The organism is Stenotrophomonas sp. STEN020 (genome assembly GCF_056760195.1).
In genome coordinates, this window is the sequence record NZ_JBRREI010000033.1 from 37,244 (window position 1) to 54,872 (window position 17,629).

General features: G+C 67.8%; 18 protein-coding genes. 2 read left to right on the plus strand and 16 right to left on the minus strand.

Features of this window, described 5'->3' with window-relative positions:
• Window position 1 precedes the first annotated feature (1 nt).
• The 4 genes from rbbA to ACVOLZ_RS14315 are packed head-to-tail and all read right to left on the minus strand — an operon-like array spanning window position 2 to window position 7,081.
• Window positions 2-2,743 carry a ribosome-associated ATPase/putative transporter RbbA gene (gene rbbA / locus ACVOLZ_RS14300; protein ID WP_481516737.1) on the minus strand — a complete coding sequence of 914 codons (2,742 nt, stop codon included), beginning with the start codon at window positions 2,741-2,743 and terminating at the stop codon, window positions 2-4.
• A gap of 6 nt (window positions 2,744-2,749) precedes the next feature.
• The gene (locus ACVOLZ_RS14305; protein ID WP_481516738.1) at window positions 2,750-3,838 is read right to left on the minus strand and encodes an HlyD family secretion protein; all 1,089 of its coding nucleotides are present in this window, start codon (window positions 3,836-3,838) and stop codon (window positions 2,750-2,752) included.
• Window positions 3,835-5,343 carry an efflux transporter outer membrane subunit gene (locus ACVOLZ_RS14310; protein ID WP_481516739.1) on the minus strand — a complete coding sequence of 503 codons (1,509 nt, stop codon included), beginning with the start codon at window positions 5,341-5,343 and terminating at the stop codon, window positions 3,835-3,837. Before ACVOLZ_RS14310 ends, ACVOLZ_RS14305 begins: the two co-directional genes overlap by 4 nt.
• A 1-nt stretch (window position 5,344) precedes the next feature.
• Entirely contained in the window at window positions 5,345-7,081 is a 1,737-nt protein-coding gene (locus ACVOLZ_RS14315; RefSeq protein WP_481516740.1) for a PHA/PHB synthase family protein, read from the minus strand.
• Window positions 7,082-7,386: 305 nt separating this feature from the next.
• Between ACVOLZ_RS14315 and ACVOLZ_RS14320 the strand changes: the two genes are divergently transcribed.
• Window positions 7,387-8,103 carry a TetR/AcrR family transcriptional regulator gene (locus ACVOLZ_RS14320; RefSeq protein WP_481516741.1) on the plus strand — a complete coding sequence of 239 codons (717 nt, stop codon included), beginning with the start codon at window positions 7,387-7,389 and terminating at the stop codon, window positions 8,101-8,103.
• Between the two features lie 75 nt (window positions 8,104-8,178).
• Here ACVOLZ_RS14320 and ACVOLZ_RS14325 read toward each other — a convergent pair whose 3' ends face one another.
• From ACVOLZ_RS14325 to ACVOLZ_RS14370, 10 genes are all read right to left on the minus strand, one after another.
• Window positions 8,179-10,149 (minus strand): relaxase/mobilization nuclease domain-containing protein, encoded by a 1,971-nt coding sequence (locus tag ACVOLZ_RS14325; RefSeq protein WP_033474832.1) that lies wholly within the window; start codon window positions 10,147-10,149, stop codon window positions 8,179-8,181.
• 448 nt (window positions 10,150-10,597) lie between these two features.
• Window positions 10,598-11,209, minus strand: a complete 612-nt coding sequence (locus ACVOLZ_RS14330) for a S26 family signal peptidase (RefSeq protein WP_033474831.1) — start codon at window positions 11,207-11,209, stop codon at window positions 10,598-10,600.
• Window positions 11,206-11,751 (minus strand): DUF2840 domain-containing protein, encoded by a 546-nt coding sequence (locus ACVOLZ_RS14335; protein WP_033474830.1) that lies wholly within the window; start codon window positions 11,749-11,751, stop codon window positions 11,206-11,208. Before ACVOLZ_RS14335 ends, ACVOLZ_RS14330 begins: the two co-directional genes overlap by 4 nt.
• Window positions 11,748-12,020 (minus strand): hypothetical protein, encoded by a 273-nt coding sequence (locus ACVOLZ_RS14340; RefSeq protein ID WP_033474908.1) that lies wholly within the window; start codon window positions 12,018-12,020, stop codon window positions 11,748-11,750. Before ACVOLZ_RS14340 ends, ACVOLZ_RS14335 begins: the two co-directional genes overlap by 4 nt.
• Window positions 12,017-12,655 (minus strand): ParA family partition ATPase, encoded by a 639-nt coding sequence (gene parA / locus ACVOLZ_RS14345; protein ID WP_033474829.1) that lies wholly within the window; start codon window positions 12,653-12,655, stop codon window positions 12,017-12,019. Before parA ends, ACVOLZ_RS14340 begins: the two co-directional genes overlap by 4 nt.
• 253 nt (window positions 12,656-12,908) lie before the next feature.
• The gene (locus tag ACVOLZ_RS14350) at window positions 12,909-13,766 is read right to left on the minus strand and encodes a replication initiator protein A (protein WP_428992494.1); all 858 of its coding nucleotides are present in this window, start codon (window positions 13,764-13,766) and stop codon (window positions 12,909-12,911) included.
• Window positions 13,767-13,780: 14 nt separating this feature from the next.
• Complete coding sequence (locus ACVOLZ_RS14355; RefSeq protein WP_033474906.1) at window positions 13,781-14,065, minus strand: helix-turn-helix transcriptional regulator; 285 nt, start codon at window positions 14,063-14,065, stop codon at window positions 13,781-13,783.
• 115 nt (window positions 14,066-14,180) lie between these two features.
• A complete protein-coding gene (locus tag ACVOLZ_RS14360; RefSeq protein ID WP_033474828.1) occupies window positions 14,181-14,948 on the minus strand; it encodes a DUF2285 domain-containing protein in 768 nt (255 codons plus the stop codon).
• Between the two features lie 54 nt (window positions 14,949-15,002).
• On the minus strand, window positions 15,003-15,185 hold the full coding sequence (locus ACVOLZ_RS14365) for a hypothetical protein (RefSeq protein WP_088886606.1): 183 nt from the start codon (window positions 15,183-15,185) through the stop codon (window positions 15,003-15,005).
• A 106-nt stretch (window positions 15,186-15,291) separates the two neighbouring features.
• Window positions 15,292-15,642: a DUF2958 domain-containing protein gene (locus ACVOLZ_RS14370; RefSeq protein WP_481516742.1), complete on the minus strand. Its 351-nt coding sequence runs from the start codon at window positions 15,640-15,642 to the stop codon at window positions 15,292-15,294.
• A 296-nt stretch (window positions 15,643-15,938) separates the two neighbouring features.
• Between ACVOLZ_RS14370 and ACVOLZ_RS14375 the strand changes: the two genes are divergently transcribed.
• Window positions 15,939-16,229 carry a helix-turn-helix domain-containing protein gene (locus tag ACVOLZ_RS14375; RefSeq protein ID WP_033474827.1) on the plus strand — a complete coding sequence of 97 codons (291 nt, stop codon included), beginning with the start codon at window positions 15,939-15,941 and terminating at the stop codon, window positions 16,227-16,229.
• Window positions 16,230-16,339: 110 nt separating this feature from the next.
• On the opposite strand, the gene ACVOLZ_RS14380 is transcribed toward ACVOLZ_RS14375, so the two are convergent.
• Both ACVOLZ_RS14380 and ACVOLZ_RS14385 read right to left on the minus strand, forming a co-directional pair.
• Window positions 16,340-16,480 (minus strand): hypothetical protein, encoded by a 141-nt coding sequence (locus ACVOLZ_RS14380; protein WP_154583261.1) that lies wholly within the window; start codon window positions 16,478-16,480, stop codon window positions 16,340-16,342.
• Between the two features lie 39 nt (window positions 16,481-16,519).
• A complete protein-coding gene (locus tag ACVOLZ_RS14385; protein WP_033474826.1) occupies window positions 16,520-16,834 on the minus strand; it encodes a DUF736 domain-containing protein in 315 nt (104 codons plus the stop codon).
• Window positions 16,835-17,629: the final 795 nt, after the last annotated feature.

Below are 17,629 nucleotides of genomic sequence, written 5' to 3' on the forward strand. Positions count from 1 at the left end.
GTCAGTTCTCCTGCTTTCTGGTCAGCGCAATGGCCAGGCCCAGGATCGCCGGCACGGACAGCAGCAGCGGCCCGAACGAGCCGGCCAGCTCCCGAAAGCCCAGCGCCTTGCTGAACACGCCGCGGCTGATGGCGATCATGTGGCTGGCCGGATAGACCTCGCCGATGGCGCGGCCCACGCCCTCCAGCGAGGACACGGGGTCGACCAGGCCTGCGAACTGCGTGGTGGGGATCAGCGTGCCGATCAGCACCAGGAACATCGAGGCGATCTGGCTGCGCGTCAGCGTGGAGGCCAGCAGGCCGAAGCCCGTGGAGGCGCCGCTGAAGATCAGCGCCGCCAGGGCCAGCGTGGCAAAGCTGCCCGTCACGGGCACGCCGAACAGGGTGACGGCCATCAGGCACATCAGCAGGAAGTTCAGCATGGCCAGCACCACATAGGGCAGTTGCTTGCCCAGCAGGAATTCGGTGCGCGTGACCGGCGTGACGTAGAGGTTGGTGATGGAGCCGCTTTCCTTCTCGCGCACCACGGCCAGCGCCGTCAGCATGGCGGGCAAAAGCAGCAGCAGCAGGGGCATGACGGCCGGCACCATGGCCGGCAGGCTGCGCACGTCGGGGTTGTAGCGAAAGCGCGTCTGGATGTCGATGAGGCCGGCCGGCGCCACGCCCAGGCGCTCGCGCGCCTGCTCGGTCAGCCAGTGCTGGTGGATGCCCTGCAGGTAACCCTGGATGGTCTCAGCGCGGGTGGGCATGGCGCCGTCGAACCAGGCGCCGACCTGGACGCTGTTGCCGCGCAGCACGTCGCGCGCGAAGCCCGGCGGGATCTCGATGGCCAGCGCCAGCTCGCCGCTGCGCATGCGCCGGTCCAGCTCCTCGTAGTCGGCCAGCGGCGCCCGTTCGATGAAATAGCGCGAGCCTTCCAGGCTCATCGCATAGCTGCGGCTGAGGCTGGTCTGGTCGCGGTCGAGCACGGCGTAGCGCAGGTTCTCCACATCCATGTTGATGCCGTAGCCGATCACGAACATCAGGATCAACGAGCCCGCCAGCGCCAGCGTGGCGCGCACCGGATCGCGCTGCAGCTCCAGCGCTTCGCGCCAGACGTAGCTGATCATGCGCTGCAGGCTGAAAGGCTTGCGACGGGCGTCGCGATGGCCATCGGCGCGGGGCTGCGCGGGCGCCGGGTCGTCGCCGGTCTGCCCGGACGTGCCGCCGCCGGCCTCGACCAGATAACCGATGAAGGCCTCTTCCAGGGTCTGCGCACCGCGCTTGGCCACCAGCGCGGCCGGGGCATCGCTGTCGAGCACCTTGCCCGCATGCATCATCGACATGCGGTCGCAGCGCTCGGCCTCGTTCATGAAGTGGGTGGAGATGAAGATCGTCACCCGGTCGCGGCGCGACAGCTCCACCAGCAGGCGCCAGAACGCATCGCGCGCGACCGGGTCCACGCCCGAGGTCGGCTCGTCGAGGATCAGCAGCTCCGGCTTGTGCACCATCGCCACCGCCAGCGACAGGCGCTGGCGCACGCCCATCGGCAGGCTGGCGGGCAGGCTGTGCACGACCGCCTCCAGGCCGAAGCGTTCGACCATCTCCTGCACCCGCGCCGGGATGCCGTCCTCGGGCACCTTGAACAGGCGTGCGTGCAGCACCAGGTTCTGCTGCACGGTCAGTTCGGAGTACAGCGAGAACGCCTGCGACATGTAGCCCACCCGGCGGCGGGTGTCGATGTCGTGCGGGTCGACCTCGTTGCCGAACAGCCAGGCGCGGCCCTCGCTGGCCGGCAGCAGGCCGGTCAGCATCTTCATCGTGGTCGACTTGCCGCAGCCGTTGGAGCCGAGGAAGCCGAAGATCTCGCCGCGGCGGATGCGGAAGGACACATGATCGACCGCCACGAAGTCGCCGAAGCGCATGGTCAGGTCCTGGGCCTCGATGGCGATGTCGCCGTCATCGCCGCTCAATGGCGGGATCACGACCGGTTGGTGGTCGCGGGTCTTTTCTTCCGGCAACAGGGCGATGAAGGCCTCTTCCAGCGAAGCCGAGCCGGTCCGCGCCAGCAGTTCAGCCGGCGTGCCGGTAGCCAGCACCTTGCCGTCGTCCATCGCCACCAGCCAGTCGAAGCGCTGCGCCTCGTCCATGTAGGCGGTGGCCACGACCACGCTCATCTCCGGGCTCTGCCGCCTGATCCGCGCGATCAGGTCCCAGAACTGCGCCCGTGCCAACGGGTCGACGCCAGTGGTCGGCTCGTCGAGCAGCAGCAGGTCGGGGTCGTGGATCAGCGCGCAGCACAGCCCGAGCTTCTGCTTCATGCCGCCCGAGAGCTTGCCGGCAGGGCGCGAAAGGAACGGATACAGGCCCGTGGCCTGGGTCAGCTCGTCGATGCGGCGGCGGCGCTCGGCCGCGCCGTGGCCGAACAGGCGGGCGAAGAACTGCAGGTTTTCCTCGACCGACAGCGTCGGATACAGGTTGCGGCCCAGACCCTGCGGCATGTAGGCGATGCGCGGGCAGACCGCGTTGCGGTGGCCGCGCCGGGCCATGTCGCCGCCCAGCACCTCGACGCGGCCGGCCTGGATCCGGCGGGCGCCGGACACCAGCGCCAGCAGGCTGGACTTGCCGACCCCGTCCGGGCCGATCAGGCCGACCATGCGGCCGGCGGGAATGTCCAGATCGACGCCATCCAGCGCGGACACCTTGCCGTAGTCCAGGCGCACGCCCTGCAGTTGCACGACGGTGGGCGCGATCGGCTTGGTCATGTCCGCTCACTCCGCCGGCACATTGGCAACCAGATCGGCGGGCCAGGCCTGGTCGCTGTCGAGCCGGATCCAGGCCACCCCGGGCACTCCGGTCTTGACCTGCTCCAGATGCCGACGCAGAAGATCCTCGGAAATCTGCGCACGCACGCGGAACATCAGCTTCTGGCGCTCGTTGGCGGTCTCCACCGTCTTGGGCGTGAACTGGGCCTGGCTGGCGACGAAGGAGATCGTGGCCGGGATCACGTACTGCGGCGCGGCGTCGAGCACGATCCGCACCTCGCTGCCGATGGCGATGCGACCGGCGCTGGTCTCGGGCACGAAGAAGGTCATGTAGACGTCGGACAGGTCGAGCAGGTTGAGCACGCGCCCGCCGGCGCCGAGCACTTCGCCCGGCTGCGCCACGCGCACCTGCACCCGGCCGGCGCGCGGCGATTTGAGCGCGCTGTCGTCGATGTCGGCCTGGATCCGCGCCACCGCGGCCTCGGCCGCGCGGACCGTGGACTGCGCCCCGACCAGCTGCGCCTCGGCGGCGCGCACGGCCGCCTGGGCAGCGGCAGCCTGGGCCCGGGTCGCCGCGACCGCCGCCTGGCTGGCGCGTGCCCGCGCGCGGTCGTCGTCCAGTTCCTGGGCCGAGGAGGCGCCCTCCACCGAAAGCGTCTCCGAACGCGCCAGCCGGCGGCGCGCAGCATCGAGCTCGGCCTCGCGCTGGACGACCAGCGCCTGCGCGGTGGCCACCTCGCTCTGCCGCAGCGCGATCTGCGCCTGGGCCGCGGCCACGCCGTGCTCGGCCTGTTGCCGCCCGGCCTCGGCCTGGTCGTACTGGGCGCGCAGGGTGTCGGTCTGCATCCGCGCCAGCGTCTGCCCGGCCTGCACGAAGTCGCCCTCGCGCACCAGGATCTCCTCCACCCGGCCGGGCAACTTGGTGGCCACGTTGATCTCGGTGGCCTCGATGCGCCCGTTGCCGCTGACGAATCCCTCGCCCGGGCCGTGGTCGGACCAGCGCTGCCAGCCCCACCATGCCAGCACCGCGACGGCGACGACCAGCGCAGCGGGGACGATGCGTTTCTTGGAAAAAAGGGACGATGCTTTGCTCATGGTATGTCCGACGCCCGTTGCGAATGGGTGGAAAGGCCTGCTTCTGCGCCACTGGAGCGCTGGCCAGGCCCGCCTCCGAGCGCGCCGTACAGCGCGACCTGACTGGACAGCAGCGCACGGCGCACCTGCACCAGTTGCTGCTCGGTGTCCAGCAGGTTGCGCTGCGCGTCGAGGACTTCGAGATAGGCGGCCGAGCCGTTGTCGTAGCGCAGTTGGGCCAGCCGGGAGCGTTCGGCCAGGGCCTGGCGCGCGACGGTCTGCACCTGCAACTGCTCGGCCAGCCAGTGGCGGGCCGCCAGCGCGTCGGCGACCTCGCGGAATGCGGTCTGGATGGATTTCTCGTACTGGGCCACCGCGATGTCGCGGCGCACTTCGCTGAGCTCCAGGTTGGCGCGGCGACGGCCGGCGTCGAAGATCGGCAGCGACAGCGTCGGCAGAAAGGTCCACGCGCGGCTGCCGGAATCGAACAGGCCAGCGAGCTCGGCGCTGGCCGTGCCCCAACTGCCGGTCAGGGCGATGCGCGGGAAGAACGCCGCGCGCGCGGCGCCGATGTTGGCATGGGCGCCACGCAGCTGATGCTCGGCGGCGATGAGATCGGGGCGGCGGACCAACAGGTCCGAAGGCAGCCCTGGCTGCAGCGCTGCCAGCACCGTGTCCTCGTCGAACGGCGCGCGGGCCGGGAGCGCGCCGGGATCGGCGCCGACCAGTTGGGCCAGTGCGTGGTACTGGCTGGCGCGCGCGCGTTCGAGCTGGGCCAGCAGCGCCTGCGCCTGGGTCAACAGGGTCTGCACCTGGGTCAGGTCCATCCGGGAGGTCGAGCCGACTTCCTGGCGGCGCTGGAAGATGCGGTAGGACTCCGCGCGCGAATCCACGGTGCGGCGCGCGATCGCCACGCGCTCGTCCAGTTCACGCAGCCCCAGGTAGCCATCGGCGACCTGGACGATCAGCGCCAGTTCGACCGCCTGACGGCCGGCATCGGTGGCCAGCCACTGCTGCAGTGCCGCATCCTTCAGGTTGCGTATGCGGCCCCACAGGTCCAGTTCCCAACTGCTCAGGCCGACTTCGGCGCGGTATTCGCTGCCGACCACGGACTGCCCATAGTAGTTGAGATCGCCCGGCACCCGCGCGCGCGCGCCCTGCACGCCCAGGCCCAGGCCCGGGAATTGATCGGCGCGCTGGATCTGGAATGCGGCTCGGGCTTCCTCGGCCCGGAGCGCGGCGACGCGCAGGTCGCGGTTGTTGCCCAGCGCCGTCTCGATCAGGCGCTGCAGCAGCGGATCGGTGAAGTAGTCGCGCCAGGGCGGCAGATCCTCGCGCCCTGGCGTCGATGCGCCCACGGCGGACGCATAGCTCTGCGGTACCGGCGCGACGGGCGGTTCATACTCCGGCGCCAGGCTGGCGCAGCCGGCCAGCAGCGCCAGCGCGGTGCTGGCCAGGATCGGCCGGGCCCGCAGCGGCGGCGGACGGCGCTTGCCACCTGTGGCGACGGCTGGCATATCGTTCATGTCATGTCTCCAGCACGTAGTGGCCCGGCGCCGCGTACTGCGGCTTGTAGCCCTTGGAGGGCGCCCCGATCGCGGGCGGCTTGACGGGCGTTCCCGAGCGTTCCTGCAGCCACGCGATCCAGGCCGGCCACCACGACCCGTCCTGTACCGGCGTCTGCTCCAGCCAACGGTCGGGGGGCACGTAGCTGGCGCCGGCCGCACGCGTACCGATCCGGTAGCTGCGTCTGGGCCTGCCCGGTTCGCTGACGATGCCGGCGTTGTGCCCGCCGCTGGTCAGCGCGAAGGTGATCTCGGTGGGCGTGAGGTAATGCAGCTTGTACACCGAGCGCCAGGGCGCGACGTGGTCGGTGAGCGTGCCGACGGCGAACGTCGGCAGACCGATGTCGCCCAGCGAGACCGGACGGCCGCCGACCGGGTAGCGCCCCTCGCTGAGATCGTCGTCCAGGAACAGCCGCCGCAGGTACTGCGAATGCATCTTCGCCGGCATCCGGGTCAGATCGGCATTCCAGGCCATCAGGTCGTTCATCGGCCTGCGGTCGCCGAGCAGGTATTCCTGCACCATCTTCGACCAAAGCAGGTCATAGGAGCGCAGCATCTGGAAGGCGCCGGCCATCTGGTCGCCGCGCAGATAACCGGCCTCGGCCATCTGCGCTTCCAGCATGGACACCTGGCTTTCGTCGATGAACAACCCGAGTTCGCCGGGTTCGCTGAAGTCGGTCTGCGCCGTGAACAGGCTCAACGAGGCCAGACGCTCATCGCCATCGCGCGCCATCGCCGCAGCGGCAATCGCCAGCAGCGTCCCGCCCAGGCAATAACCGGTGGCGTGCACCTTGCGCTTGGGAACGATCGCGTTGACGGCCTGCAGCGCTGCATGGAAGCCCTGCTCCAGATACTCGTCCATGCCCAGATCGCGCTCGGCCTGGCCCGGGTTCTTCCAGGAGATGCAGAACACCGTATAGCCCTGGCCTACCAGATACTTGATCAGGGAGTTGTGCGGAGAAAGATCGAGGATGTAGTACTTCATGATCCAGGCGGGGATCACCAGCACCGGCTCCGGGTGCACCGTTTCGGTCGAGGGCGCGTACTGGATCAGCTCCATCAACTGGTTGCGCAGCACCACCTTGCCCGGCGTGGCGGCCACATCGCGACCGACCACGAACGCCTCCGCTCCTGCGGGCGGCAGCTTGGCCAGCGAGCGCTCGATGTCGTCAAGCAGATGCGCCAGGCCGCGCTGCAGGTTCGCGCCATCCTCGGCGACGGTACGTGCCAGCGCCTCTGGATTGGTCAGCAGGTGGTTGCCGGGAGAGAGCATGTCCAGCCACTGCCTGGCCGCGAAGGCCACCACGTTCTCGTGGTGCTTGTCCACGCCGGATACGCCATGGGTGGCCTGCGACCACCACTGCTGGTTGAGCAGAAAGACCTGATGCAACAGGTTGAACGGCCAATGGCGCCATTCCGGGGCAGCGAAGCGCCGATCCTGCACCGGTGTCTCGATGCAATCGCGGGCTTCTCCCGTGCCGGCCAGAAGGCATTCGCGCAGATAGCCGGCAAGCGCGGACGCCTGTTCGGCCGCCAGTGACATCAACTCGGACTGCTTGCCCGGCGAGGAGGCCAGATGCGAAGCCCAATCCGTCCACGCCAGCAGGAGAGACTGCGGCGAGATGGACGCGCTGGCAGCGGCCTGGACAGCGCGGGCCAACGCATCCATCTGTATCGAGACTTCACCTTCATCCGCCATCAAAACGCGTCCTCTTCCTATGACGATCAATGAATTACGCAAGAAACGACCCGTTCGTCGTTTTGGACTATAGCATCAATTCCCCAAATGCGAAGCGCTTATCCGCGGCTCGATCGGTCACGTGGGCGTACGCATGGGCCGCTCTACGACAAGGGGTGCGGCACGGGTGGGCGTTGAAGTGAAGCTCCGTGCTGCCTTGATTGCAGCTCTGAAAGCAGAATGGCGAGACTGCGCCAGGCGAGCCGCGTTAGAATTGCCGCAACAATTTCGCAGCGTGTTGAAGCAGGCCTAGGCCGGGAGATATCTTGAGTAGCTCGTCTCACCGAGGCGGTCGGCGGCGCCGTTATTTGCCAGGAGCCGAGCGAAAGCGGGAAATCCTGGATGCTGCACTGATCGAGTTCCTCGCACATGGGTTTACCAAGACCACTGTCGAGGGAATCGCCATACGCGCAGGCATGTCGAAGTCAGGGGTCTATGCGCACTTCGGCAGCAAGGATCAGGTCTTCGAAGAACTGTTGATGGCAGCCTTGCCTACGACGGAAGATTCTTTCAGCGTGTTTCTGTCCGAGGCCAATGGCTCGATCCAGGAGATAGCAGAGGCCTACATCGACAAGCTCTATGCACGCCTGGACAGTCCGCTTGCCGTTCCGACCTTCCAGTTGCTGATCGCGGAGAGCAAGCGGGTACCCGGCCTCATCGAACGATGGCACGCCAACATCCTGTTGAAGATGCGCGCGAGTTCGCAGGCCTTGGTCGACGAATGCGTACGCCGGGGAGTGATGCGTCAAAGCGCGCTGACAGAACATTTCGAGATCGTGCTTTGCCCTGTCGTGTATTGGCTGGCCAAATGCGTGCTGCTGGGCGAGCGCGCTGAAGAAACGGGCCTGTCGCTGAAAAAATGCACGAGCTTCACAAGAAGTTGTTTCTGGAACTGCTCTTGCCTCGTTAATGATCCCGATATGGCGAGGCTGAGCGCCGTCGTTCGACAGCCTGGACACCGACCAGTCTGCGAAATCAATTGACCGCTTGCCGTCAACGTGATCGACCTCAGCGTCCGCGGGCCGAGCCAGGCGAATGGATTACCGGCTGAGCATTGATCATCCAACTGTCGGCCCTCGCTGCCTTCCGATCTCCCACGACACCCCGCCGCCACGCACCGTCGCCGCGATCTGCTGCCCCAACCGTGGCTCGATCACGGGTCGCCACGGCACCAGGCTGAACCCCATGCCGTCATCGAGCATCGCGTAGCGCCCGCTCGCCAGCATGACCGAGCGCCGGTAGATACCGGCGACCCGCTGCCCATCCGCCGCCGGGCGATGCGCCAGTCCGGTTTCGGCGGCAATGTCCTTGGCGGCCTGCGCCAGTTCCCGGTTGCGCAGCGTGCCAAGCAGGTTGCGCGCCAGGATGATGCGCTGCCCGCGCCGCTCGGCCAGCCCCTGTTCGGCCAGGAAGTCGGCGCGCTGCTGGATGGCCTGCTTGGCCTCGCCGCCAAAGCCCAGGTCGCCCAGCCCACGGTCGCCGCCGATCAGTTGCTGGTCAAGCCAGGTCGCGCCGATGACGCGGGCCTGCCGCTCGATGGACAGATGCGATTTCAGCTCCACCGCCACGCCACCCAGGCGCTGCGCGTCGTACTGGCGACCACGCTCGGCCAGATCGTCTGGCACCTTCCATAGCCCTTCGGCCACGCGCTCCACGATGCCGGCCCGGCGCAGGGCTTCCAGCCGGCGGACGTGGGCGGCGACAACCTCCTGCGGGTCGCGTCCGGGCTTGGCCCGGCCCTGTTCGATGGCAAGGTGATGGTCGGCACGGTACAGGCCATCACTCGCCAGCGCGGCGATGTTCTTGTCGGCGGCGCGAACCTCGGTCGAACCCTTCACTTCCACGATGGCGCCGGCCGGGTACTGCTCCAGCTCGGTGCGCGGCGGCAGCGCCACGTAGTGCGCCTTGCCGTCCACGCCGTCGATGACCAGATAGCCTCGGTCGTACAACTCGTCGGCCAGCCCTTTGCCTGCGACACGGCCCACGATGGTGTGGCCGTTTTCGCCATCGTCCTGGCCGGGCTGGAACACGGCCAGCTCGCGCTGCCTGCCGCCCATCGCCCGCTGCATGGTGCGGATGATGTCGCCGCGCTCGGCCATCGCCCGCAGGGTGGATTCAGCTTCTGCATGAATGGCCCAGGTGCCCGGCGCCGTTTCCGTCGCCAGTCCCATGCGCTGCAAGTGTTGCAGGCGACCGACGAGCAGCAGGCGCCGGCGTTGCAGCCTGGGTTCGGCAAGCCGTTCCGTGTGAACCAGGCCATCGACGGCTTCACGCTGCAAGGTGCGATCCAGGCTTGTCCATCGCTCCTGTTCCACCTCGCGGGCCAGGGTACGCTGTATCTCCAGCTCGGTGCGCGGCCCCAGCCACTCGGTCGCCAGTTCCATCGCCCGCTCGCGCATGCCGCGCGTGATGTAGTCCTGCGAGACGATCAGATCCTTGCCGGTGTCGTCCTTGCCGCGCAGCACGACGTGGGTGTGCGGGTTGTCGGTGTTCCAGTGATCGACCGCCACCCAGTCCAGTCGCGTGCCCAGGTCGGCCTCCATCCGTTGCATCAGGTGCCGGGTGTAGGTGCGCAGGTCGTCGAGTTGTTCCGCGTCTTCGGGGGAGACGATGAAGCGGAATTGATGGCGGTCGCCCCGGCCGCGTTCCTCGAAGGCGGCGGTGTCGGCCTCGTCGGTCGCCGGCCCGTAGGCATGGCCCGGCCCGCCCTGCCTGTCCACGCCCTCGCGCTCGATGTAGCGCAGGTGCTGGACGGTGGAGCGGCCGCTGGCCTGCTGGAGATACACCAGCCGCACCTTGACCGTGGCGCGGCGTGAGTTTGCCGTCAGCGACTGGCCGGTGAAGCGGGCCGCCACATGGCCGCGTCCCAGGCGTGAACCGGGCGCCTTGCCCCGCTTGCCGCCGGTCGCGTTGGCCGCCTTGCCGGCCTGGCGCAGCACCTGCGAAACAAAGGTGTCGCCGCGCTGCTTGGGCTTGCCGGGCCGGATGCGGAAATGGTCGTCACCGGGGGAGTTTCCGCGCTGGTTCATGGCGTGGCTCCAGGCAAGCCCGTCGCACCCTGGCGGGCGAGGCACGCGGATTCTCCAATGGCTGCAAGGCATTGGCTGCTGTCGCGGCACGAAGCCGCCATAAGGCGCGTGCCGCGCCACCCCCACGTGCAGACTGGCTTTGCGCGCACCCTGGTGCCGCACCCTTCAATCTTGCCTTCCGCCTTTGCCTTCCGCTGTCGCTCCAGGCACCGGCGGCCCGGCGGCGCTGCTGCGGGAGCAGCCAGCGCGCCGGCGAACGCGCGAACTGACGCTATGAAGGCCGCAGGCCGGGCGCGTTCGAGGCAAGACGCCTGCACGTTGGACGGCTTCGCCGAAGGCAGCGCGACGTGCGGTGCGAATGCACCGGCACGGCAGGCGCGACGACACGGCGACGAACAGTAGAACGACATGCCCGATGGCACGCCGGAGCGCAGCGAATTGGCGGCCATCATGGGCGTGTCTCCAGCCAGACCGGATGCGCGACGCCGATCACGGCGGATGCGCTGACCGGGCCGAAATACCGGCTGTCGAACGATGCCGGGTTGGTCACGCTCAACAGGAACAGCTCGCCCGGTTCGAGGCGGCGGCAAAGCTGCAAGGATGGCAGCGGCCGGCCCAGCCGGTCGGCAGGCAGCACGGCGGCCGCAGGCACGCCGTCGATGCGTACCTGCCCGGCGACGATGCAGACGTGTTGCGGCGCGACCGCGCCCACACGTTTGAGCAGCGGCACGCGCGTCGGCAGGTAGCCGCGCTGCGCAGCCAGCATGGCGGCCCTGTCGGGCAGTGGCACCAGCACGATGCTGTCCACGGACAACGGACGTGGCAGCGAGGCGGTGCGCGGGGCGAACGGTTCTATGCGATACCAGCCGACCGCCACGCTGTCGGACGGGTTGTAGATCAGGCGCGGCGGTGGTTGCACGAAAGCCGCCCAGGCCAGCGCAGCGAGACCGATGGCGGCCAGTGTCGCCACGACGACGCGAGCGCGCAAACGTGAACGTGGGTACAAGCGAGGACGCGGCGCAACGGCCGACGCGCCGCCCGTGTTGGTCGGGGCCGTCATGGCAGCACCTTCCCGGCCAGCCAAGCGGCGTGCCGCTCGGCGGTGTATTCGGGCAGCGCAAGGCGGGCCGCCAGACGGTTGCCCAGCGTGCGCCAGTACGCGGGCGACACGTCGATGGCGGCGATGCCCAGCGCTTCGATGGCGTCGATGCGTTCCAGCACGGCGCGCACATTGGCATCGCCTTCTGCGTGCAGCAGCAGGCGCGCGCCTGGCTGCACGCCTGGGATGCGCTGCACGGCATCGAGCGGCGTGCACGTTTGCATCACCATGAGCTGCCATCGGATCGTGCCGTAATCGTTGGCCTGCCAGCGGATGCGGCAGAGCATCGCGCCCGGCAGGAACACTGCGCAGCGCCGCCAGCGGTCTAGCTGGAGTGTGCGCGCAGGTTCTCCAAAGCGCAGGTAGAGTTTGAAACGGGCCTCGATGTAGGCCAGCGAAACGCGCGTCAGCGGCACGTTGCCGGCCTGTCCGGCGAGTGCCGAAAGCGCAGGCAGCGGCATAGCCGGTGCCGCGTTCGCGGCAGGCAAAGCGGATGCGGTCATGGTGTGTTCTCCCTGTGGTGATCGGGAAACTCCCGCTCCAGCAGGCCGCGCAGCAGGTCGGCCACGGTCACGCCTTGCGTGAAGGCCGACACCTTGATGCGCGCCCGCATGGCGGGCGTGATGTCCAGGGTCAGGCGCGCGGTGTAGAGGTCGCCTTTGCCCAGCGCATCGGCATCGCCCTGGCGAATCCACGCTTCTGCGTGCGGATTCGCGGGCGGACGTGCGCCGATGCCGACACGCTTGCCGCGTGGTGGTGGCTTCGCCGTCATGTCGGCCACCGCAGCAGTTCATCCACCAGGGCGGTGATTTCGCGGGCGGCGGCGCTGTCGGGCGCTGTCTCGCGGGCGAGCCGGCCAGCGGCCACGCTGTCGGCGAACACGATGCGCTGATGCACCTCCGAGCGCAGCGCGGGCAACGGCTGTTCGGCCAGCGATTGCCGTGCCTCACGCCCGATGATGGTGGTGCTGACGCGCCGATTGATGACGAAGGCCGCGCGCAGCGCAGGCCGGAACACCTGTGCCTCGCGGATCAGCGAAACCATCTCGGCGCTGGCCCACACGTCGTAGGGGCTGGGCTGCACCGGGATCAGCACGCGCTCGGCCGCCAGCAGTGCGGAGCGCGCCAAGGCCGCGATGCGCGGCGGGCCGTCGATGATAACGTGATCGGCCCGCCTGGCGAGTTCTGGCGCTTCCTGATGCAGCGTTTCGCGGGCGAGGCCGACGGCGCTGAACAGCCGCGGCAAGCCTTGCTGACTTCTGCGCTGCGTCCAATCCAGCGATGAACCCTGCGGGTCGGCATCGAGCAGGATGACGTGCTGGCCGCGCATCGCCAGCTCGCCGGCGATGTGCGTGGCGAGCGTGGTCTTGCCGACGCCGCCTTTCTGGTTGAGCAGAGCAAGGATCATGGCGCGGCCCTCCCTGCTGGAAAGCCGGTCTTTCGCTCCTGCATTTCGTGCCGTTGGGTGGTTGTCCACCGAAACGGCGCGCTTCTACTAAAAGTTATGTATTTACTGTTAGGGAAGTTAAGGGGCGAGAAAACCCAGCAGCGGCGCGGGTTTGCGGCCGATTTTGTTGCCTGATAGCACGAGGATTTGTTGCCTGATAGCACGAGTCCACTGTTGCCTGATAGCACGAGTGAATTAACAGGTTTTCCCGCACTTATCCCCGTGCCGTATGCAGCACGGGCCGGAAGGTCAGCAGTTCGGTTTTCTCGCCAGGCATCCGCTCGATGCCCAGGACGTAGCCGGGCAGCGACTGCCGCGCCACCAGCGCGCGCAGGTCGGCGGCGAAGTCGTAGAAACGCGCCACGCTGCCCGACTTGCGGTACAGGTGCTGGAAATCGAATTGCCAGCCGTGTTCCTGCCGTCCGCCGTGCTTGCGCACCAGGCGGTACAGCCACCGCTCGATGCCACCAGTGAGCCGGAAGTACGTCGGGTCGATGGTCAGCACCAGGGCCGCGTCCACCACGCCCGCGTAGAACCAGTCCGGCAGGATCAGCTCGATGCCCAGCGGCGTGCCGCTGGCATCGGCCAGTTCCTTCCACTCGTTGATCCACGAGAAGCGATGCAGTCGCCTTCCCGTGGTTTCGCGGATGGACGTGGCCACCGTGGTCGATTGCAGCCGGTCGAGCGCGGCCTTGAGGCGCTGGTAGTCGCGCAGCGACGTACCGCGCCCGATGAAGCGCAGGATTTCGTAAGGGCGCACCTGCATCAGCCGCGAGGTCGGGATGCCCGCGTCGCGGGCTTCCACGATCTGCGAGGCCGCCCAGATCAGGATGTCGGCATCCCAAATGGTCGCTATGCCATGCTCCTGCGTCCCCTCCACGCGGATGGTGATGCCGCCTGCCCGGAAGTCGATCGGCGCCGTGCGGCGCGACTTCGCCAGCGAGAAGAACGGAAAGGCCATCAAGTCCTGGCTGTCGCGTGGCGCCATGTCGCCCGGCAGCGCGCGGAACAGGTCGAGCTGTTCGCGCTGCTGCAAGGCTTGCCCTGGCGGGCTGGACATGGCGAAGGCCACCCACGCGCCGATGGTCAGCGGCCGTCACGGTAGTCGCCCGCATGCCGTTCGGCATATTCCGGGTCGGAAGTGGCCGCGTAGCTGCGCGCATCGGCCCAGGCGTCGAGGTCGCTCACCGCATACATGACGCGGCGGCCGAACTTGCGGAACTTCGGGCCACCGCCGATCACGCGCTGCTTCTCCAGCGTGCGCGGCGACAGGCGCAGGTAGTCGGCGGCCTCGTCGTTGGTCAGGTAGCGTTGGGGCTGCGCGGGCGCAGGGACAGCAGCGGCGGCAGGCCGCAAGGGAGCGGGTCGCATGGGATGTACCTCCATCAAGCCCGGCCACACCACGCGGCCGGATAGAGGCACTTTCAAGAAAGATGGGCTTCTTGCTAAGGGACGAATTGCAGGGACTGCAAAACGTCCCCCCTTACTACGATGCAACTGGCGAGACCTGCGCCAGACTGCGATAGCCGCCGCGCATCAGCGCCTCGCCACGCCTGACCAGCCGCCGCACGCGGGCACGCAAGGCGCTGTCCTTGTGCCAGTCGGCCACGACGGCATCCGCGCCGAACAGTCCTTCGGCGACTTCGCGCAAGGACGCGCCCGCCAGGGTCGCGTCGAGCGCCTGCAAGGTGTGCAGTTCCAGCACCGCGGCCGGCGTGGGCCGGGAGCGCGCCGCTGCCGCAGGCGCGGCCACGGTCGCGGCGGACAGCGCATCCAGCTCGGTCGCCAGCGTGCGGTAGCGCGCGCAAGGCGCGGCGCAGGCACGGGTGGCGTACAGGTAGGCCATGCCGTCTTCCAGGCCGGGCGCGAGCGCGAGCCGCAGGCAGCAGCCGGGCCAGTGCGACACCAGCACCAGGCGCTTGCCATCATGGATCAGTTGCTTGCGGCCAGGCACGCGCCAGAACTCGAAGGCAGCGGCTTCGGGCGGCGGGTCGGCATCGGGAACAAGCTGCACCACGGCATCATGATCGGGGAACCAGGCCGGATGCGCGTCGCGCGCATCCAGAGCGGGATCTTCCAGCAGGCGCAGGCCCCAAGCCAGCGCCGCGTCCGGCCGCCGGCGACGGCGCCGCCAGTCGCGGCGGTAGCCGGGGTTTCGGCGCAAGTATTCCCACGCCAGTGCGGGGCCGTCGAGGTGCAGGACGTAGAGATAAGCCGCTGTCGGATACCAGTGTTCGGCGCTGCGATCAGTCATGGCGAGACCTCCCTGTGCTTGGGGTGCGTCGCCACGGATTCCGCCGTGCGGGAGCTATCGAAACGCCATCAGGTCGTCATCAAAAAAGGTTAAGCTGTAACTGTCGGTGTCAAGACCGTTTGGCTCCGGCGTGTTGCGGCAATCGTCTGAATGCGACGGCTGCGCAACCCGGAAATGGTGCGCGGCACCGGATACCGTGCCGCAGGCCGCGCCAAAGATCATGACTGTTTGCATCATGCTGGCACCGCTTCGGTGCATCAATGCCGATTGAGACCGTACAGGTCTTGGGTAAGACCGAAATAGTCACAATGCGCCCCGGCTGGCCGGGCTGCGCTGGCCTTCATCAGTCCGTGATCGCGCCGTTCTCCTGCGCCAGCCGGAGGTACTCCGACAGTGGGCGCAGCGCCTGGAAATACCGATCCCGCCGCACCGGCAGCTTGCGCGGGCCGACGATGCCGGCTAGGTCGGAGAGCTTGACCGTGCCCAGCGAGGGCATCCCGATACCGAGGTCGATCAGCCCGTAGGCCGTGTCGTCATCCGCAGGGTCGAGCGACACCAGCAGCCAGGTCACATGCGCGTCGGGGGTGAACAGCCGCACTACGGGCAGCGGGTCGAGGTGCTGGCCAGCGGCGAGCGCCGCTCCGTGGGCGAGCAGCCGGGCACGTTCGTCAGCGGTGACAAGTGGCAGGGTCATGGCCGGAACCTCCACGAAACCGAGGATGCGCGGATGCGCTTGTGCGTCGAAGCACGGAACCGCCAAACCGTCTCCGTGCTTTCGTGCGCAAGCACGGATGCGCAAGCCATCGCATCCTTGGAAGAACGCAAGCGCAGAAGCGCAATTGTAGGAAGCCGGAAAGACACGGATGCGATTCCCCGGTTCTGTTGGAATCCGTAGATACGGATTTCCGTAAAAGCACGGAACACCGTTTTTTCGCCAATGAGTTAAAGATAACGTGGTTTTAATTGTCCTTTGATTCGACGCTTCTGTCTATGCAGAAGCGATCCGTTCAGCCAGGCCGACCGGCCGGCGTTACCACCTTCGATGCCGACCTGGCGCAAGCCTTCGGCGCGGCGGTGCGTGCGCTACGGATGGAGCGAGGGATTGCGCAAGAATCGCTGGCGCACCTGGCCGGCATCGAGCGTTCGCACATGGGCAAGATCGAGCGTGGCGAACACATGCCCACGCTGGCGATCATCTTCAAAATCGCCCGCGCACTCGATTGCAGTACGGCGGTGCTGATGGCCGAGACGGAAAGCCAGATCGCGGCGTTCGAGACATAGCCGCAAGCGGAGCGCGCAGCGCCGCAGGCGCGAAGGCGTGAGGGATTGAAGCCGCATGGCCGTGACGGCGAAGTCGGCACGGGGCGCAGCCCGAAAGCCCGGCGGCGCTTTCAGCGCCGACACGCCATCTTGCGCTTGTCGCCACGGGCTTCGAGCCATTCGACCATCACCGATGCGATGCCGGCCCTGAACATGCGGCGCATGAGACAACTGCCGAAACCCTGTGCGTGCGGCGCTGCGATCAGCAGCATCGCGCCCCGCCGCAAGGGACGGGGCGCGGTGGGCGGCCGTCAGGCCGCCTTGGGCTTGCTGCGCGACCAGATCAGGTCGTGCGTGCCGTCCTCGTTCTCGATCAGGCGGGCATAGACCGTCGCCGGGAACGAAGGATCGTCGAGGGACACTGACACGTAGGGCCGCCCGGCTTCGCTGGTCTTCTTCCACCCCGCGCCGATGTCGTGGCCGGCCGCCTGAAGGCGGAAGTCGGGGGCGTTTTCGTTCTCGCCTTTGTCGTTGGCAACCAGCTTGACCTTGACGTTGAGGGTCAGGGTGCGAAGCGTGCCGGTGAAGCCGTCTTTCTCTGCGGTGAAGGTGCCGATGTTTGCCATGATGAATCTCCTTTCGGTTGAACAGGGTTCGCGCCCATCGCGTCCTGTTGTGATCCGACCGGCGGGGGACGGGCTGGCTGCACCGCTTGCGGGCGCAACGCAGTGGAGCGCCTGGAAGCGAAAAGAATTTGTCCCGCGAGGAATGCGCACAGCGCAGGGGAAATTGTTTTCGCTGGAAGGTTGCAGCCATAGAAGCCCGGCCACCGCCAGGATTCACAAACAGACAGGACGCCTTGGGCCGACCCGCTCCGAAAGGAAACATGGCCGGCTCGGCTCCCCGCGCGACGGCTTCACCGGCTTGCGCCCTGGCACGGGCAAGGACAACGCCCAGCGACAAGGTGAAAGCGCCCCTGACGTAGCAGGCGGCCTCTTGCTTGAGGCGTGGCGTGGAAGCTCCATTGCAAGGCCGGGTGGCGTGTCGGTGAACCGTCCTTCGTGACGTACAGGTGACGAACCGCCAGCGTCGAGGACGGCACGCTTTCGTGCAACCTGCGGCAGCAAGCCGGGGCGTAGGCCCACAAGCCCCGACCATTGGGGCGGGGCGCATTCGGAATGTCGTCGGCGTTGTGCGCCGACGCACTTATGGGCTTCGAGGGTTTCCCGCGCACAAGGCTACTTGTGCGCCGCCCCTGCGCGGCCTGCCCGAAGGCGGCGCAGGGGCGCTCTGGCTTTGGGCCTTGAACACCGGGCGCGGCCACCGCCGCGCCCGGATTTTTTGGCATTCCCCGCCCCCCAGGCCGCCCGGCCTGGGCGCGGGGGGGGTGCCGAGTTGTGGGTTTGGATGTTGCACCCCCC

What these genes read in the sequence shown, in the direction of transcription:
- ACVOLZ_RS14310 (WP_481516739.1), bottom strand. Translation starts at nt 5,343, where the DNA reads ATGAACGATATGCCAGCCGTCGCCACAGGTGGCAAGCGCCGTCCGCCG.
- ACVOLZ_RS14360 (WP_033474828.1), bottom strand. Translation starts at nt 14,948, where the DNA reads ATGACTGATCGCAGCGCCGAACACTGGTATCCGACAGCGGCTTATCTC.
- ACVOLZ_RS14370 (WP_481516742.1), bottom strand. Translation starts at nt 15,642, where the DNA reads ATGACCCTGCCACTTGTCACCGCTGACGAACGTGCCCGGCTGCTCGCC.
- ACVOLZ_RS14315 (WP_481516740.1), bottom strand. Translation starts at nt 7,081, where the DNA reads ATGGCGGATGAAGGTGAAGTCTCGATACAGATGGATGCGTTGGCCCGC.
- ACVOLZ_RS14355 (WP_033474906.1), bottom strand. Translation starts at nt 14,065, where the DNA reads ATGCGACCCGCTCCCTTGCGGCCTGCCGCCGCTGCTGTCCCTGCGCCC.
- ACVOLZ_RS14375 (WP_033474827.1), top strand. Translation starts at nt 15,939, where the DNA reads ATGCAGAAGCGATCCGTTCAGCCAGGCCGACCGGCCGGCGTTACCACC.
- ACVOLZ_RS14340 (WP_033474908.1), bottom strand. Translation starts at nt 12,020, where the DNA reads ATGACGGCGAAGCCACCACCACGCGGCAAGCGTGTCGGCATCGGCGCA.
- ACVOLZ_RS14330 (WP_033474831.1), bottom strand. Translation starts at nt 11,209, where the DNA reads ATGACGGCCCCGACCAACACGGGCGGCGCGTCGGCCGTTGCGCCGCGT.
- ACVOLZ_RS14325 (WP_033474832.1), bottom strand. Translation starts at nt 10,149, where the DNA reads ATGAACCAGCGCGGAAACTCCCCCGGTGACGACCATTTCCGCATCCGG.
- ACVOLZ_RS14335 (WP_033474830.1), bottom strand. Translation starts at nt 11,751, where the DNA reads ATGACCGCATCCGCTTTGCCTGCCGCGAACGCGGCACCGGCTATGCCG.
- ACVOLZ_RS14385 (WP_033474826.1), bottom strand. Translation starts at nt 16,834, where the DNA reads ATGGCAAACATCGGCACCTTCACCGCAGAGAAAGACGGCTTCACCGGC.
- rbbA (WP_481516737.1), bottom strand. Translation starts at nt 2,743, where the DNA reads ATGACCAAGCCGATCGCGCCCACCGTCGTGCAACTGCAGGGCGTGCGC.
- ACVOLZ_RS14365 (WP_088886606.1), bottom strand. Translation starts at nt 15,185, where the DNA reads ATGATGCAAACAGTCATGATCTTTGGCGCGGCCTGCGGCACGGTATCC.
- ACVOLZ_RS14305 (WP_481516738.1), bottom strand. Translation starts at nt 3,838, where the DNA reads ATGAGCAAAGCATCGTCCCTTTTTTCCAAGAAACGCATCGTCCCCGCT.
- parA (WP_033474829.1), bottom strand. Translation starts at nt 12,655, where the DNA reads ATGATCCTTGCTCTGCTCAACCAGAAAGGCGGCGTCGGCAAGACCACG.
- ACVOLZ_RS14380 (WP_154583261.1), bottom strand. Translation starts at nt 16,480, where the DNA reads ATGCTGCTGATCGCAGCGCCGCACGCACAGGGTTTCGGCAGTTGTCTC.